14 protein-coding genes are annotated in these 16189 nt (G+C 70.8%); 6 read left to right on the top strand and 8 right to left on the bottom strand.

Going from position 1 to position 16189, the window contains the following annotated elements; genetic code table 11:
• Positions 1-146: 146 nt before the first annotated feature.
• Entirely contained in the window at positions 147-1085 is a 939-nt protein-coding gene (locus LUM46_RS26375; RefSeq protein ID WP_310243162.1) for an aldose 1-epimerase family protein, read from the bottom strand.
• 162 nt (positions 1086-1247) lie between these two features.
• On the opposite strand from LUM46_RS26375, the gene LUM46_RS26370 reads away from it, so the two are divergent.
• On the top strand, positions 1248-2243 hold the full coding sequence (locus LUM46_RS26370) for an aldo/keto reductase (RefSeq protein WP_274998266.1): 996 nt from the start codon (positions 1248-1250) through the stop codon (positions 2241-2243).
• A 3-nt stretch (positions 2244-2246) separates the two neighbouring features.
• Here the strand turns inward: LUM46_RS26370 and LUM46_RS26365 are convergent, their stop codons facing one another.
• The 4 genes from LUM46_RS26365 to LUM46_RS26350 all read right to left on the bottom strand — a co-directional run bounded on the left by LUM46_RS26365 (position 2247) and on the right by LUM46_RS26350 (position 9182).
• Positions 2247-2948: a VOC family protein gene (locus LUM46_RS26365; RefSeq protein ID WP_274998264.1), complete on the bottom strand. Its 702-nt coding sequence runs from the start codon at positions 2946-2948 to the stop codon at positions 2247-2249.
• A 100-nt stretch (positions 2949-3048) separates the two neighbouring features.
• Entirely contained in the window at positions 3049-6852 is a 3804-nt protein-coding gene (locus tag LUM46_RS26360) for a multifunctional oxoglutarate decarboxylase/oxoglutarate dehydrogenase thiamine pyrophosphate-binding subunit/dihydrolipoyllysine-residue succinyltransferase subunit (protein ID WP_274998263.1), read from the bottom strand.
• Positions 6853-7219: 367 nt separating this feature from the next.
• On the bottom strand, positions 7220-8395 hold the full coding sequence (locus tag LUM46_RS26355; RefSeq protein ID WP_274998261.1) for a sensor histidine kinase: 1176 nt from the start codon (positions 8393-8395) through the stop codon (positions 7220-7222).
• 13 nt (positions 8396-8408) lie between these two features.
• On the bottom strand, positions 8409-9182 hold the full coding sequence (locus LUM46_RS26350) for a response regulator transcription factor (protein WP_274998259.1): 774 nt from the start codon (positions 9180-9182) through the stop codon (positions 8409-8411).
• 192 nt (positions 9183-9374) lie between these two features.
• On the opposite strand from LUM46_RS26350, the gene LUM46_RS26345 reads away from it, so the two are divergent.
• The 3 genes from LUM46_RS26345 (at position 9375) to LUM46_RS26335 (ending at position 13044) form a co-directional block, all read left to right on the top strand.
• A complete protein-coding gene (locus LUM46_RS26345) occupies positions 9375-10853 on the top strand; it encodes a hemolysin family protein (RefSeq protein ID WP_274998258.1) in 1479 nt (492 codons plus the stop codon).
• Positions 10850-11896 carry a hemolysin family protein gene (locus LUM46_RS26340; RefSeq protein ID WP_274998257.1) on the top strand — a complete coding sequence of 349 codons (1047 nt, stop codon included), beginning with the start codon at positions 10850-10852 and terminating at the stop codon, positions 11894-11896. Before LUM46_RS26345 ends, LUM46_RS26340 begins: the two co-directional genes overlap by 4 nt.
• A 215-nt stretch (positions 11897-12111) precedes the next feature.
• A complete protein-coding gene (locus LUM46_RS26335) occupies positions 12112-13044 on the top strand; it encodes a M15 family metallopeptidase (RefSeq protein WP_274998254.1) in 933 nt (310 codons plus the stop codon).
• A 37-nt stretch (positions 13045-13081) separates the two neighbouring features.
• Here LUM46_RS26335 and LUM46_RS26330 read toward each other — a convergent pair whose 3' ends face one another.
• Positions 13082-13747, bottom strand: coding sequence for a CYTH domain-containing protein (locus LUM46_RS26330; protein WP_274998251.1), 666 nt, complete (start codon positions 13745-13747; stop codon positions 13082-13084).
• A 90-nt stretch (positions 13748-13837) separates the two neighbouring features.
• Positions 13838-14398, bottom strand: a complete 561-nt coding sequence (locus LUM46_RS26325) for an STM3941 family protein (RefSeq protein WP_274998249.1) — start codon at positions 14396-14398, stop codon at positions 13838-13840.
• Positions 14399-14511: 113 nt separating this feature from the next.
• Here LUM46_RS26325 and LUM46_RS26320 point away from each other — a divergent pair, with 113 nt between their 5' ends.
• Positions 14512-15120, top strand: coding sequence for a TetR/AcrR family transcriptional regulator (locus tag LUM46_RS26320; RefSeq protein WP_274998246.1), 609 nt, complete (start codon positions 14512-14514; stop codon positions 15118-15120).
• A gap of 102 nt (positions 15121-15222) precedes the next feature.
• A complete protein-coding gene (locus tag LUM46_RS26315) occupies positions 15223-15414 on the top strand; it encodes a hypothetical protein (RefSeq protein WP_274998245.1) in 192 nt (63 codons plus the stop codon).
• Between the two features lie 357 nt (positions 15415-15771).
• On the opposite strand, the gene LUM46_RS26310 is transcribed toward LUM46_RS26315, so the two are convergent.
• A partial coding sequence (locus LUM46_RS26310) for a hypothetical protein (protein ID WP_274998244.1) occupies positions 15772-16189 on the bottom strand: 418 nt, incomplete at its 5' end.

Genomic DNA, 16189 nt, shown 5'->3' with positions numbered 1-16189 from the left:
ATCCTGCAACGGACTCTCCTTGCCTCTTCCCGGCAGCCTGGCGGACGGCCGGTTCCCCATTGTGGTGCACGGACCGTGGCCGATCGGTGACAACGCGCCGACGCCTGTGCGCCCACGTCAGAACCAGAGACCTCTGAGCAGTGCCGTCAGAGCAGGGTCATCCCCCAGCGGACGCCGTGGCGCTCGCCGGGGGCGAGGTGCACGAGCCGTTCGCGGGTGCGGAACGCGTCGGCCGCGCAGGTCATGGGCTCGGCGGCAAGGCCCATCCGCCGCCGGTCCGGTGCGATGTGGTCGCCCGTGCAGATCTGCCAGACGTCCTGCGTCCCGTCCATCCAGACGGCGGACGTGCGGCCGTCGGGGGCGGTCAGGTGGGCCCAGGAGAGCCCGTCGCCGTCGCGGACGACGTCGACGTACGCGTCGTCCAGGTCCAGGCCGGCCGCGCTGCGCGGCTCCCGCAGGTCGTAGGTGCCCGACGCCGGCTCGGTGCCGGTCGGCAGCAGCCGCTCGTCGGTCGTGACGCGGGTCGCGGCGTCGAGCCGGACCGTGCACTCGTCGAGGTTCGCGCCGCCCGTGGACAGCCACGGGTGGAAGCCGCAGCCGTACGGCGCGGTGCTCGCGCCGATGTTGGTGACGTCGAGGGTGACCTCGAGACCGGCGTCGGACAAGGCGTAGCGGATCTGCGCGAGCAGCTGGAACGGGTAGCCCGGGCGGGCCACGAGCTCGAGCTCGAGCGTCACGGCGGAGCCGGTGTGCTCGAGCACCGACCAGCGGTCCCATGCCGCGAGACCGTGCAGCGCGGTGTTGCGCGCGGGCTCGGTCACGGGCAGCTGGTGCGTCTCCCCGCCGTACTCGTAGGAGCCGTCGCGGAGCCGGTTCGGCCAGGGGATCAGGACGGCGCAGTTGAACACCGGGCTGATCTCGTCGGCGCCGAACGGGACGACCACGTCGCGTCCGTCCACCGAGTACTCTCTCAGCGCCGCACCCACCTGGGTGACCGTCGCACGGTGGCCTTCGTGGCTGATCCGGAACTGGTCCCCGGAAGGATGGGGCCTGGCCGCAGCAACGGGAGGAATTTCTGTCGTCACACTCACACCGTAACCGTAGGGCAATTTCTGCCTGCGCCACGTAGCGTGAGACAGCAGACTAGGGGGTCGAGTTTGTGTCATCCACATACGACCCCGCTACGAACAGGACCTGAGGACGGGTCCGCGCGGGCACGTCTGCCCGCCCCAGCAGTAGGAGGAACGATGGAACAGCAGGTACTCGGACGGACCGGTCGGCTCGTGTCGGCTGTGGGCCTGGGCACCTGGCAGCTCGGTGCTGACTGGGGTGAGGTCAGCGAGAGCGACGCCCGTGCCGTCCTGGAGGCCTCGCTCGAGGCCGGTGTGACCTTCTTCGACACCGCGGACGTCTATGGCGACGGTCGTAGCGAGCAGGCGATCGGATCCTTCCTGAAGGACCACCCGGACGCCGGGATCACCGTCGCCACGAAGATGGGGCGCCGGGCGGACCAGGTGCCGGAGAACTACGTGCTGGAGCACTTCCGCGAGTGGACCGACCGGTCCCGGCGAAACCTCGGTGTGGAGCGGCTGGACCTGGTGCAGCTCCACTGCCCGCCCACGCCCGTCTACTCGTCGGACGCGGTCTTCGACGCGCTCGACCAGCTGGTGTCCGACGGCGCGATCGCCGCGTACGGCGTGAGCGTCGAGAAGACCACGGAGGCGCTCGAGGCCATCGCGCGGCCCAACGTGGCGACCGTCCAGATCATCCTCAACGCGTTCCGCCTCAAGCCGCTCGACGAGGTGCTGCCCGCCGCCTCGGCGGCAGGCGTCGGCATCATCGCGCGCGTGCCGCTCGCGTCCGGCCTGCTCTCCGGGCGGTACACGAAGGACACGGTGTTCGCCGAGAACGACCACCGTACGTTCAACCGGGACGGTGCGGCCTTCGACGTCGGCGAGACGTTCTCCGGCGTGCCCTACGAGGTGGGCCTGGAGGCGGCCGCCCGCTTCACCGAGCTGGCCAGGGACCGGGTCGGCGACAGCCTGACCCCGGCCCAGGCCGCGATCGCCTGGGCGTGGCAGCGGCCGGGCGTCTCGTCGGTGATCCCCGGGGCGCGCAACGTCGATCAGGCCCGTGCCAACGCAGCGGCGGGCGACGCGGAGACGCTGGGCCCGCTGTTCATGTCCGGCGTCCGCGAGATCTACGACGAGATGATCAAGGAGCACGTCCACGACAAGTGGTGAGCTCTACTCCGGCAGGGGCTGCTCCGGGCGGAAGACGCAGAACTCGTTGCCCTCGGGGTCGGCGAGCACGTCCCAGAACACCCCGGGGTCCGGGGAGTCCTGGCGTGCGGCGAGGAGCGTGGCGCCGGCGTCGAGAAGACGCCCGGTCTCGCCCCACACGTCCCAGTGGATGCGGTTCTTCACCGTCTTGGGTTCGGGGACGGGGATGAAGAGCATCAGCCAGGGCAGCCCGTCGCCGGGTTCCAGCCGGTACCACGGCCGGTCGGAGTACCGCTTCGCCTCCAGGCCGAACCGCTCCGCCCACCAGGCGCTCACCGCCGCCGGGTCCGCGGCGTCCACGACCAGCGCGTAGAGACGGTAGCGCCCCGCGGTCGCCGCCTGGCGCGGGAACGCGCAGAGCTCTCCGCCCTCGGGGTCACGCATGACGGTCCAGCTCTCCTGCTGGGCGTCGGCCGTGGCACCGAGGGCACGGAGCTCGTCGACGGTCGCGTGCAGGTCCAGGTGCACACGCTGCTTCACGGTGCGGGGCTCAGGGACCTGGTTGATCCAGACCGTGCGCTCCGGGACGTCGTCCTCGAGCACGAAGTCGGCGGCGGAGTCGCCGGCCGGCCTCGACCGGAGGCCCAGGGCCGCCGACCAGAAGGCGGCGAGCGTCGCGCCGTCGGTGGCGTCGATGACCAGGTCCTTTATGACTGCGTCTGTCATCGCGCCAGCGTACGGCGCGGCGAGCGGTCCTCGCCCGGGAAAGCACGAGAGGCGGGCATCCCCCGAAGGGATGCCCGCCTCTCATCGTGCGGTCATGCGGTCAGCCTCGCGTGAAGGCCTGCTCCAGGAGCGTCTTCTGCTGCGTCTGGTGCAGCTTGGCGGTACCGGCCGCCGTCGATGCCGACGCCGGGCGGGAGACCACCTTGACGTACGGCACGTCCGTCGGCAGTGCCAGGTGGATGAAGCCCCACGCGCCCTGGTTCTGCGGCTCGTCCTGGACCCAGACCATCTCAGCGTCGCCGTACTTGGCGATCTCCTCGCGGAGCTGAGCCTCCGGGAACGGGTAGAGCTGCTCGAGCCGGACGATGGCCACACCCTCGTCGCCGCGCTTGGCGCGCTCGGCGAGCAGGTCGTAGTAGACCCGGCCGGTGCACAGCAGCACGCGGTCGACCTTTGCCGGGTCCGCCGTCGGGTCGGTGATGACCTCCTGGAAGGTGCCCGAGGTGAAGTCCTCGACCGAGGAAGCGGCCGCCTTGAGGCGGAGCAGCTGCTTCGGCGTGAACACGACCAGCGGACGGCGCGGGCGGGCGTAGGCCTGACGGCGCAGCAGGTGGAAGTACGACGCGGGCGTGGACGGCTGGGCGATCGTGAGGTTGTTCTCGGCACCGAGCTGCAGGAACCGCTCGATGCGAGCGGACGAGTGGTCCGGCCCCTGGCCCTCGTAGCCGTGCGGCAGCAGCATGACCACCGACGACGACTGGCCCCACTTCTGCTCGGCGGACGAGATGAACTCGTCGATCACCGTCTGGGCGCCGTTGACGAAGTCGCCGAACTGCGCCTCCCAGAGCACCAGGGCGTCCGGCCGCTCCACCGAGTAGCCGTACTCGAAACCGAGCGCGGCGTACTCCGACAGCGAGGAGTCGTAGACCCAGAACTTGGCCTGGTCGCCCGACAGGTACAGCAGCGGGGTCCACTCGGCGCCGGTCTCCCGGTCGTGCAGCACCGCGTGGCGCTGCACGAACGTGCCGCGGCGCGAGTCCTGGCCGGCGAGGCGCACCGGGGTGCCCTCCACGAGCAGCGAGCCGAAGGCCACGAGCTCGCCGAAGCCCCAGTCGATGCCGCCTTCCTTCGCCATGAGCTGGCGCTTCTCGAGCATCTGCGCGAGCTTCGGGTGGATCGTGAAGCCCTCCGGCGGCGTGGTGTGCACGTCGCCGACCCGCTGCAGCATCTCGTGCGAGATCGCCGTCTGCCAGCCCACCATCGTCCCGGCGTCCTCACGCTGGGACTCGGGGCGCTCCAGGCCTGCGATCTGCTCGGTCTGCGGCGCGGGGATGAAGCCGGACTTGGTCTCGGTGAAGACCCGCTCGAGCTGCGCCTGGTAGTCCTGCAGCGCGCCCTCGGCCTCTTCCACGGTGATGTCGCCGCGGGCGACCAGGTTCTCGGTGTAGAGCTTGCGCACCGAGCGCTTGGTCTCGATGAGGTTGTACATGAGCGGCTGCGTCATCGACGGGTCGTCGCCCTCGTTGTGACCGCGGCGGCGGTAGCAGATGAGGTCGATGATGACGTCCTGGCCGAACTGCTCGCGGAACGCGAAGGCGAGCTCGGCGGTCCGCACGACGGCCTCGGGGTCGTCGCCGTTCACGTGGAACACCGGGACCTGGTAGCCCTTGGCGACGTCGGTCGCGTACGTGGTCGAGCGGGACGCCGTCGGGCCGGTGGTGAAGCCCACCTGGTTGTTCACGACCACGTGGATGGTGCCGCCGGTGCGGTACCCGCGCAGCTGCGACAGGTTCAGGACCTCGGGCACCACGCCCTGGCCGGCGAAGGCCGCGTCGCCGTGCACCAGGATCGGCAGCACGGAGAACCCGTCGCCGCCGAGGTCGATGCGGTCCTGCTTGGCGCGGACGATGCCCTCGAGGACCGGGTCGACGGCCTCCAGGTGCGACGGGTTGGCCGCGAGGTAGACGCGCGTGGTGGCGCCGGACTCCGACGTGAACGTGCCCTCGGTGCCCAGGTGGTACTTCACGTCACCCGAGCCCTGGACGCTCTTCGGGTCGAGCTGGCCCTCGAACTCCTTGAAGATCTGGCCGTAGCTCTTGCCCGCGATGTTCGCCAGCACGTTCAGGCGGCCACGGTGGGCCATGCCGATGCCGACCTCGTCGAGACCGCCCTCGGCGGAGCGCGACAGGATCGCGTCGAGCAGCGGGATCAGGGACTCGCCGCCCTCGAGCGAGAAGCGCTTCTGCCCGACGAACTTGGTCTGCAGGAACGTCTCGAACGCCTCGGCGGAGTTCAGCCGGCGCAGGATGCGCAGCTGGTCCTCCCGCGGCGTCTTGGCGTAGCCCGCCTCCAGGCGCTCCTGGAGCCACCTGCGCTGTGCCGGGTCGGCGATGTGCATGTACTCGATGCCGATGGTGCGGCAGTACGAGTCGCGCAGCAGGCCGAGGACGTCGCGCAGCGTCGCCTTGGCCTTGGGGCCGAAGCCGGCCGTCGGGAAGGTCCGGTCGAGGTCCCACAGCGTCAGGCCGTGGTTCTGGATGTCCAGGTCCGGGTGCTTGCGCTGGCGGTACGCGAGCGGGTCGGTGTCCGCCATGAGGTGACCGCGCGAGCGGTACGACTGGATGACCTCGGCGATCTTGGCCGGCTTGGCGGCCTCGACGTCGGCGTCGACCGTGTTGTCGCGGACCCAGCGGACGGGCTCGTACGGGATGCGCAGCGCCGCGAAGACGCGGTCGTAGAAGCCGTCCAGGCCGAGCAGCTTCTCCGAGATGATCTTGAGGAACTCGCCGGACTGCGCGCCCTGGATGATGCGGTGGTCGTAGGTCGACGTGATCGTCATGACCTTCGAGATACCCATCCGGGCGAGCTGCTCCTCGGACGCGCCGGCGAACTCCGCCGGGTAGTCCATGGCGCCGACGCCGACGATGGTGCCCTGGCCCTGCATGAGGCGCGGGACCGAGTGCACGGTGCCGATGCCGCCCGGGTTGGTCAGCGAGATCGTCGTGCCCTGGAAGTCGGGAACGCCGAGCTTGCCGCCGCGGGCCTTGCGGACCAGCTCCTCGTAGGCCGCCCAGAACTCGGCGAAGTCGAGCTCCTCGGCCTTCTTGATGCTCGGCACCAGGAGTTGGCGCGAGCCGTCCGGCTTGGCCAGGTCGATCGCGAGGCCGAAGCCGACGTGCGCGGGCTGGTTCACGCCCGGCTTGCCGTCCACCGGCTCGTAGTGCGCGTTCATGACGGGCATGTCGGCCAGCGCCTCCACCAGCGCGAAGCCGATGAGGTGCGTGAACGAGATCTTGCCGCCGCGACCACGCTTGAGGTGGTTGTTGATGACGATGCGGTTGTCGACCATCAGCTTGGCGGGCACGGCGCGTACCGACGTGGCGGTGGGGACCTCGAGCGAGGCCTCCATGTTCGTGACCACCCGAGCAGCGGGGCCGCGCAGCTTCTGGACGTCGTCGACGGCGTCCGGGTGTGCCACGGGGCGCTCGAACGTGTCCGCGTAGTGCGTGGTGGGCGGCGTGGCGATCGGGTTGGCCGGGTTCACCTTCGGGTCGGCCGGCAGGCGCTTCTTGCGCACCTTCTGCGCCGCCTCCGAGGCTGCGGTGCCGCCCGTCACGGGGGTGGCCGTCTGCCGGGTCGGAGCCGGGGCGGGAGCCGCCGGGGCGGACGCCGGGGCGGCCTGGGTCGCGCCTGTGTCGGACGGACCTGCGTCGGCAGGGGCCGCGTCGGCCGGAGCCTTCGGAGCTGCTGCCGGGGCGCCGTCCTTGGTGGAACCGTTCTCGCCGGGGGTGTAGTCGGCGAAGAAGTCCCACCACGCGGGGTCTACCGCGTTCTTGTCCTTGAGGTACTGCTGGTAGAGCTCGTCGACAAGCCATTCGTTGGCTCCGAATGACGAGCTCGCCACGCTGATCGACTCTGAACCAGCCTTAGGGGACACGCGCGGATCGCCCACCTTCACCACAGTTGCGTTCGTCGCGCGCCACGTCGCGGCGCGCACAGCCCGAATGTTTTCGGACCTTCCAAGAGTAGGCCCTTCTCGCCCGTCGGTGGGCTTGACCGCGGGGCGCCTGCGGGGCGCCGTGGCGCCAAAGAAGTTGGTTCGTCATGTTTCTCGCACCCAGTGCAAAACGCGGGCAACGTTGGGCCTGGAAGTCCCCAACTCGGCGTTACGGTGCTTCGTTGTGGGACGGACAATCTTTGGCGCGTGTGACAGAAATCACGGGACTCCGTCTCACGCTCTGACCGCCCGCGGCCCTAGGCTTCTGCGTTTCTCAGTCCGTGTGCGTGGTCGAGACGCCGGGTGCCGGGTGCGCCCGGGCGGGGAGGGTGACGCGCATCGTCGCCCCCTGGTCGGAGTCGACCACCTGGACGTGCCCGCCGTGCAGCTCGACCGCCCAGCGGACGATGGCCAGGCCGATCCCGGTCCCGCCGCTCGACCCGACGGTCCCGCCGGCCGTGCTGCCCACCGTGCTGCCGGCGGTGTCGCCGAACGAGTCGCCGGAGGAGCCGTTCCGCCCGCGGCCGTCGGACCGGTCCGCCGTCGACCCGGTGCCGCGCACGAACCGCTGGAAGATCCGTTCGCGGTCCGCCGCGGCGATACCGGGTCCCTCGTCGCTGACCTCGAGCACGACGTCGGCCCCCTCCGTACCGTCCACGGGATACGCGTCCAGCCGGACGACGCCGCCCTGCGGCGAGTGCCGGATCGCGTTCTGCAGCAGGTTGATGACCACCTGGTGGAGGCGTTCGGCGTCGCCCTCGATGGAGAGGTCCTCCGGCGTCACGTCGACGACGTAGCGGAGGTCCTTCGCGGCGTCGACCATCGAGAGGTCCTCCGCGCAGTCCTCGAGGAAGTCGCCCACGGCGATCTTGCCGACGTTCAGCGCCGAGGCGCCGGCCTCGATCCGCGAGAGGTCCAGCAGGTAGGTGACGAGCCGGGCCAGCCGCTCCGTCTGGGCGTGCGCCTGCTCCAGCGCGGACGGAGTGGGCTGCACGACGCCGTCGACCATGTTCTCCAGCTGGGCCTTGAGCGCGGCGACCGGGGTACGCAGCTCGTGCGACACGTTGGCGATCAGGTCGCGGCGCGTCTGCTCCACCGAGGCCAGGTCCTCGGCCATCCGGTTGAACGCGTGCGCGAGCTGCCCGACCTCGTCGCTGCTCGTCGCGCGCACCCGCCGCGTGTAGTCGCCGTCGGCCATGGCCTGGACGGCCTCGGTGATCTCCCGCAGGGGCGACGTCATGCCGCGCGCCAGGACCTGGGTGACGAGCAGCGACAGGATGATCGCCAGCGGGAAGGTGCGGCTCGGCCCGAGGGACGCCTGCAGGCCGAGCCACGTGATGAGCACCGCGGCGGTCACGGTGGCCGCGACCAGCACGCCGAGCTTGATCTTCAGCGACCGCAACGGGTCCAGCGGCCGCACGTCGGGGACACGGGGCACGTGCGGTCTCATCGGAGCACCCGGGTCACTGGTTGGCGGGCGGCTCGAACGCGTACCCGACGCCGTGCACGGTGCGGATCAGGTCCGGACCGAGCTTGCGGCGCAGCGCCTTGATGTGGGAGTCCACCGTGCGCGTGCCGCTGGCGTCCGCCCAGTCCCAGACCTCGGCGAGCAGGCGCTCACGGGTGAGCACGGTCTTGGGGGACCCGGCGAGCATGACGAGCAGCTCGAACTCGGTGGGGGTCAGGTGGACCTCCTCGCCGCCGCGGTAGACGCGACGCTGGGCACGGTCCACCGTCACATCGCCCATCATCATGGGCGGGTCGGCGGGGGTCGTGGCAGCGGCCTGCGCCGCCCGGTCCACACGGCGCAGGAGCGCCTTGATCCGGGCCACGAGCTCGCGCATCGAGAACGGCTTGGTCATGTAGTCGTCCGCGCCGACGCCGAGGCCGACCAGCATGTCGGTCTCGTCGTCCCGCGCGGTGAGCATGAGGATCGGCGTGGGGTGCTCGGCCTGGATGCGCCGCGTGACCTCGAGCCCGTCGATGCCGGGCAGCATCACGTCGAGCACCACGAGGTCGGGCCGTAGCCGCGAGGCGGCGTCGACGCCGGACAGGCCGTCGCGCGCGACCTCGACCCGCCAGCCCTCGGCGGACAAGCGCTGGGCGATGGCCGTCGCGATCGTCGGCTCGTCCTCCACTACGAGCACGGTCGCGCTCTGCTGACCGGTCGAGGCTGCGGCCGAGGCCGGACCGGGCTGCTGCGGGGTCCCAGACGGCTGGGGGATACCAGATGACATAGGTCAATCATGCCCGTACCTGCCTGATAAGACCCTGATAGCGGCCTGACTGCGTGTCCGCGGGCCGGGCGGCCCGTGGACGCAGCCGCCCGGGAGCGTTCCCGCTAACATCTAACGCACGATGACCGAGCGATACCCCCACCGAAAATCCTGGAAGACTCCAGACCCCCCGAATGCCTTCCGGAGCGCGAGATGACCGGCGACTGGATCATGGTCGCCGTCGGCGTCCTCCTCACAGCGGGTACCGCTGTCTTCGTGGCCGGGGAGTTCTCCCTCGTCACCATCGACCCCGCCGTGATCGGCGACTCCGACGACTCGGAGGGGGACAGACCCGGGCGGACCCGGCCTGACCCTCAGTCGTCCCACTCCCGTCCCGCCCACACTGCCCGGCCGGTGCTCGGCCGGGGCGTGCGGGACCGCAGCGTGCGCACCGCACTGCGCCATCTCTCCACCGAGCTGAGCTCCGCCCAGGTCGGCATCACGCTGACCACCATCCTGCTGGGCTACACCGCCCAGCCGGCGCTGAACTCCCTGCTGTCGACCGCGTTCGGCGCGGCGTCCGTGCCGACCGCCGTCTCCGCGGGTGCCGCGGGCGTCCTGGCGATCGTGCTGGTGAACGTGTTCTCCATGGTGTGCGGCGAGCTGATCCCCAAGAACTTCGCGCTCTCGACGCCCCTGGCCACCGCACGCCTCGTCGTGCCGGTGCAGCGGGTGTTCACCATCACCTTCAATCCGCTCATCGGCGTGCTGAACGGCTCCGCCAACGCCCTGCTGCGTCGCATGGGCGTGGAGCCGCGCGAGGAGCTGTCCGGAGCCCGGTCCGCGTCCGAGCTGGCCTCCCTCGTGCGCCGCTCGGCGGAGGAGGGCACGCTCGAGGAGTCCGTCGCGACCCTGCTGACCAACTCGATCGAGCTGGACACGCTCAGCGCGCGCGACGTCATGACCGACCGCCTGCGCATGTCGGTGCTGGACCGGGCAGCGACGGCGGCCGACGTCGTGTCGCTCGCCCGCCGCACCGGGCACTCGCGGTTCCCGGTGATCGGGGAGGACCGGGACGACGTCGTCGGCCTCGTGCACCTGCGGCGCGCCGTGGGCGTGCCGCACGACCGCCGGGACGAGGTGCCGGCGGCCGCCCTCATGGTGGACGCGCCGCGCGTCCCCGAGACGGTGCGGCTGGGCCCGCTCCTCGTGGAGCTGCGCGGTTTCGGCCTGCAGATGGCCGTGGTCGTCGACGAGTACGGCGGCACCTCCGGCGTCGTCACGCTGGAGGACGTCGTCGAGGAGCTGGTGGGCGACGTCGCGGACGAGCACGACCCCCGGCGGGCGGGCGCGGCCCGGGCCGCCGACGGGTCGTGGATCGTGCCGGGCGTGCTGCGCCCGGACGAGCTCGACGAGTACACCGGGATCGAGGTCCCCGAGGGAGCCGCGTACGAGACTCTCGGCGGCCTGATGATGGCCGAGCTCGGTCGCATGCCCGCCGTCGGCGACGAGATCACCGTGCGGAACGCGGGAGCCCGCGTGACCCTGCGTGTGGAGGCCATGGACGGGCGCCGCGTCGAGCGGGTCCGGGTGCGCCCGCAGCCCGACGACGGCCCGCCCGGCGACGACCGGCTCCGGACCGACCGTGCCCGGGCCGACCGTCCGCGCAGCGAGAAGGGTGCGAGCCGATGAGCACCACCACCGCACTCGTCATCGGTCTCGTGCTGCTCGCGGGCAACGCGTTCTTCGTCGGCGCCGAGTTCGCCGTCATCTCCGCACGCCGCAGCGCGATCGAGCCGCTCGCCGCGGCGGGGGACCGGCGAGCCGTCACGGTCCTGTGGGCGATGGAGCACGTGTCGCTCATGCTGGCCTGCGCCCAGCTGGGCGTGACCGTCTGCTCCACCGGCCTGGGCATCGTGGCGGAGCCCGCGCTCGCGCACCTCCTCGAGGGGCCGCTGCACAGCATCGGCGTGAGCGACGAGCTCACCCACCCGATCGCGCTGGTCATCGCGTTGTCCCTGGTCGTGTACCTGCACGTGGTGCTCGGCGAGATGGTGCCGAAGAACCTCGCGGTGTCCGGCCCGGACAAGGCGGTCCTGTGGTTCGGGCCGCCGCTGGTGGTCCTCGGCCGGGTGCTCCGCCCGCTCATCGGCGCCCTGAACTGGATAGCGAACCACGCCGTGCGGCTCGCGGGCGTCGAGCCCAAGGACGAGGTCGCCTCGGCGTTCACCGCCGAGGAGGTGCAGTCGATCGTGGAGCACTCGCAGGCCGAGGGTGTGCTGCGTGACGAGCAGGGTCTCCTGACGGGAGCCATCGAGTTCTCCAACCGCACCGCGAGCGACGTCATGGTGCCGGTCGACGGTCTGGTCGCCGTCGACGAGACCAGCACGCCCGACGACGTCGAGCGGCTGGTGTCGAAGCACGGCTTCAGCCGGTTCCCCGTGGTGACCCACGGCGAGGAGGGCGACGAGCTGGTCGGGTACCTGCACCTCAAGGACGTCCTGTACGCGACCGGTCCGGCCCGGTTCGAGCCGGTGGCCGTCTGGCGGGTCCGAGCGCTCGCCGCCGTCGCGCCGGAGGACGAGGTCGAGGACGCGCTGCGGGTCATGCAGCGTTCCGGGTCGCACCTCGCACGGGTGGAGGGGGCGGAGGGCCAGGTCCTCGGTGTCGTCTTCCTCGAGGACATCCTGGAGGAGCTCGTCGGCGAGGTCCGGGACGCCATGCAGCGCCGTTGAGTCCCGTCGATGCTGTTGAGGCCGATGCAGTTGAGGAGGCATGAACAGGTAGTGATCACGTCATGCGCAGGTCGTGCGGTCCACCGGCAGGGGTTGGCAGGCGGGCTGGGCCCGGTTAGTGTCTCGTGCGACATACACACCGCGAGGGGCCGCGGACACTCGACGACGGAGGACCAGTGGAGTCCACGGTTGTGACGAGCCTGCAGCCTGCGCCCATGACGCGCCGTGCCCGGCGCGAGGCGGAGCAGCAGGCCCAGGCTCTTCGTGCGCACGGAGTGCGAGCTCAGGGAGCACGGGCCCAGGGAACGCGTCCGCAGGGCCCGCGGACCCAGCCGGCGCCGGCCCAGGCGACCCGCCCCGCGGCGACGCGGAGCTCCACGTCGTTCGAGCAGGTGGTCACCGGGGCCGTCACCCGGCCCGCGAGGGCGACGTCCTCCGTCCCGGCCGGGCAGCGTTTCATCTCCCGGGCGACGGTGATCGGCACGCTGGCCGCCGCCACCATCGCGGCGCCGTTCGTGCAGGGCACCGCACAGTCCGGTGAGTCCCCGTTCGACGTCGAGGCGCCGCACACGGGCCCGAACGTGCTCGACCTCGTGACGCAGCCCGTGGAACGCCCGGAGACCTCCGGCGCCGTGGTGCGCGCCGAGGCGATCACCCGCCCGGTCTCCGCGGCCAGCCGCTCGCTCGACCGGAGCCCGCTGCCGAACTGTGACGTCAACGCACCCGTCGAGGGCACCAACGGTGCGCTCGCCGACCACTCGCTCTGCGAGCTGTGGCAGGCGGGGGAGTACCTGCGGCCCGACGCCGCGATGTCGCTCAGCGCGCTCAACGAGGCGTTCCGCGCGTCGTTCGGGCGTGAGATGTGCCTCGTGGCGAGCTACCGCGACCTGGGCACGCAGTACGAGCTCAAGGCCTCCCGCGGGTACTTCGCCGCGTCGCCCGGCACGTCGATGCACGGGTGGGGCCTCGCGATCGACCTCTGCTCCCAGGAGACGGGGGACAGCGAGGTCTTCTCGTGGCTCTGGGCCAACGCGCCGTCCTACGGCTGGCAGAACCCCTCCTGGGCGCAGCTCGGGGGCAGCAAGTACGAGCCGTGGCACTGGGAGTTCGTGTCCGGCGTCGTCGAGAAGGGCGAGTGGCGGGGCTAGCACCCCGTGCGTGCCCCGCGGCGCGGGCCCGCGTACGTCAGAAGCGCAGGTGGGTGTTCGGGCCGAAGTCCTGGCGGAACACGGGCCCGTCGCTCGCGAGCTCCGCGGCGAACGACGGCGCCCACGCGCTGTAGGGCTCCATCGCGAGCGACTCGTTGGAGAACCGGCGGTCGTCGGTGATCTCGGTGACGCAGAAGTCCGGGATCTGCAGGCTCGTGACCGGGCCGGAGCGTTCGCACTCGGCCACCACGAGCGGATGGTTGGCACCGCCGAAGACGTCGATCGACCAGCCGTCCGCCCCCAGCCACACGGCGTACCGGACCTTGACGATCGGCGCTCCGCCGCGGCGGACCAGCTCGACACCGACGCTCGGGTCCAGCTCCCGCTCCGCCTCGTAGCGGGTGCCGCCGACCGCCGGTCCCTTCACGGTGACCGCGGCGAAGTCGATGTCCGCGGTGTGTGCCCGGAGAACCTCCGCCGGGTCGGTGGCGGCCGCCAGGTCGACGTCGACGTCACCGGCCTGGACGCGGACCCGGAGGGCGTAGCCGTCGTCGGCCAGGAAGTACGACTGGACGATGAGGGCCGGCGCGTCCCGGAGCTCGGCCGGGAGGTCGCGCACGAAGAACCGGCGCTCGAACTCGAAGTCGGCGTAGCCGCGGTCGGCGTCAGCCGGGGCATGCTCGTCGAAGCGATCGTCACTCATGTGAGGTCCCTCGCCATGCTCGGCAGCTGATGCTTGTGCTTCTTGTACGTACTGCTCCGCAGATGCTTGTCCGCGGATGATTCAAGAAGTCTACGCAACCGGCTCGGCATGCGGGGCGCGGCCGGCCACGAACTCGCCCAGCGCCGCCGTGATCTCCTCGGGGCGGCCGGCGATGCTGCCGGGCTTCAGCACCACTGGCGTGCCGACCAGCGCGATGTGGGCCGAGGCGGCGATGCGCCGGACGAACGTCCGCTGACGGGCGACCACCGCCCGCGGGTCGGTGACGTCCACGGCGAGCACCTGGCGGAAGGCCAGGCGGGCCGTGCGGACACCCGTGACCTCCGACCAGAGCACCTGCTCGACACCGAGGTTCGGCAGCCAGTCGGTGAGGCCGTCGCCGTCGAGCGTGAGCACCGGCCAGGTGGGCAGCAGCAGGCGTCGCACCACGAGGAGCCCCAGGCCGGTGAAGACCAGGACGCCGATGGCGCTCATCGAGACGACGACGAGAGCGGCCGGTGAGCCACTGGTCTGCGCGACGTCGAAGCCGAGGCGGGCGGCGACCGCGCACAGCACCACCAGCGCGAGCGTCGTCAGGATGAGCGTGAGGACGTGCGCACGGGACGGATAGAAGTCCACGGACTCGTCGGGCATACCGGGACACTAGCGGCAGGAGGTAACGAATCGGTAGCAGGTGCTGACGGCGGCGGCGGGGTCGACGTCCCGTTCCACCGTTTCGATTCGCTACACCCACGTATCGTTTCGGGGTGAGGACCGAACAGCGCCGGCCACCGGGAAGGCCGCGCGACGTGGAAGCGGACAGCGCCGTGCTGACGGCCGCACTCGACCTGATCGCCGAGTCGGGCGTCGAGGGTGTGAGCATCGAGCAGGCGGCGAAGCGCGCGGGAGTGGCGCGCACCACCGTCTACCGCCGGTACGCGACCCGCGACGAGCTCGCGGTCGCCGCTCTCGTGGCGAACGAGGCGGCAGTGCTCGTCTCGTTCCAGGTACCCGACAGGCCGAGTCCTGCCGACCTGGTCGCCACCTGGTCGGCCGGGCTGAGCGAGCCCCGGGCCCGCACGTTGCTGCGCCGCATGATGTCGGTGCCGCGCGAGCACCCGAAGCTGTGGGCGGCCTTCCGCGCGGCGAGCGACGGTTCGCGTGACGAGAGCGTCCACGACCTGGTGGTCCGGGCGCGGGAGAGCGGCCAGCTGCCCGCGGATGCCGACGTCGAGATGGTCCAGGCGATGCTCACGGGTGCGGTGGCTGTCCACCTCACGAACTACCCCGACGACGTGACGGTCGAGGAGGTCACCGAGTACTTCTGGCGGGTGTTGCGGACGCTGGGGTTTCGGGTGCCGGCGCCATCCAGCTGATCGTGAGGTAGCCACGCTTGTCCAGCCGCGCAAGGGCCGTGCTGGACGGCCGTCGAAGCCGCTGACACTCCCCCCGGCGGGCGGGCGGTAGGGTCCCAGGCGATGAAAGACGACGAATGGGCTGAAATCATCCGATCGGCGAAGCAGGATGACGAGGATGGCGTGTGGATCTGGACGTGCCCGGAGTGCGACGAATACTCCGTCGAGATGGGCGAGCGGTTCGAGCACGGCGAAGTAGTCGAGTACACACTGATGTGCCTCTCCTGCGGGGCAAAGGTTGTCGCACCGGCCTGACCGGCCAGGCCGACCCGCCCCGGCACGCGTGACCCGGATCGTCGCCGCGAACGTGACACGTGGATTGTCCAGCGCGCCAACCATCGCGTGACGGTTGCTCCGCTGCGACGGGCCGCACACAGGCCGGAACGAAACAGGCCGTGACCAGCGAAAGCGCTGTTCACGGCCTGTTTTTGTCTGTGCGCCTGAAAGGATTCGAACCCCCGGACCTGCTGCTCCGGAGCATCCTGGATCGGTCCGGATTGGCGGGATCTAGCGGCTGCCGTGGCAGGGTTCACCCGGAAAACTCTGCTCACGCGGCTCGTCTCAACGCTCCGGTGGGGAGATGAGTGGGGGATTCCATGAGCGGTGCGTCAACTAGCGAAGCTCCTGCGCCATCTCGGCCGGCTCAGCGTCGAGCTCAGCCGCGGCGGCGTCCAGCTCGGCGATCCACGACCAGAACCGAGGTCCGGCACCGGCGAGCAACCAGCCGGGCAGAAGCGACAGGGACATGCTCGACCAGTCCGTGAGGAACGCGCTGCCCAATGTGCTCAGGAGTGCGGCTGTGCCGAAGAGGAGAGCCGCCGAGACCAACGAGACGACCAGCAGCTTTCCCGCCGTTCGCTGCACACGTCGCGCGCAGACCTCACCGAGCAATGCGGTCGCGACGATGAGCAGAGTCAACGGCCCGGCGAACAGAACGGGACTGCTGCACGGATAGGTGACAGGGTTTCTCAGGCGGCGAGTGCGACCTGAGTGGTCATGGTGGCTTCGTACTCGATCGGGGTCAAACGTC

The sequence above is a fragment of the Promicromonospora iranensis genome, assembly GCF_028994805.1.
Taxonomy (GTDB): Bacteria; Actinomycetota; Actinomycetes; order Actinomycetales; family Cellulomonadaceae; genus Promicromonospora; species Promicromonospora iranensis.
The sequence above is the reverse complement of the archived record's forward strand: the minus strand, read 5'-3'. Positions and strand labels throughout refer to the sequence as shown.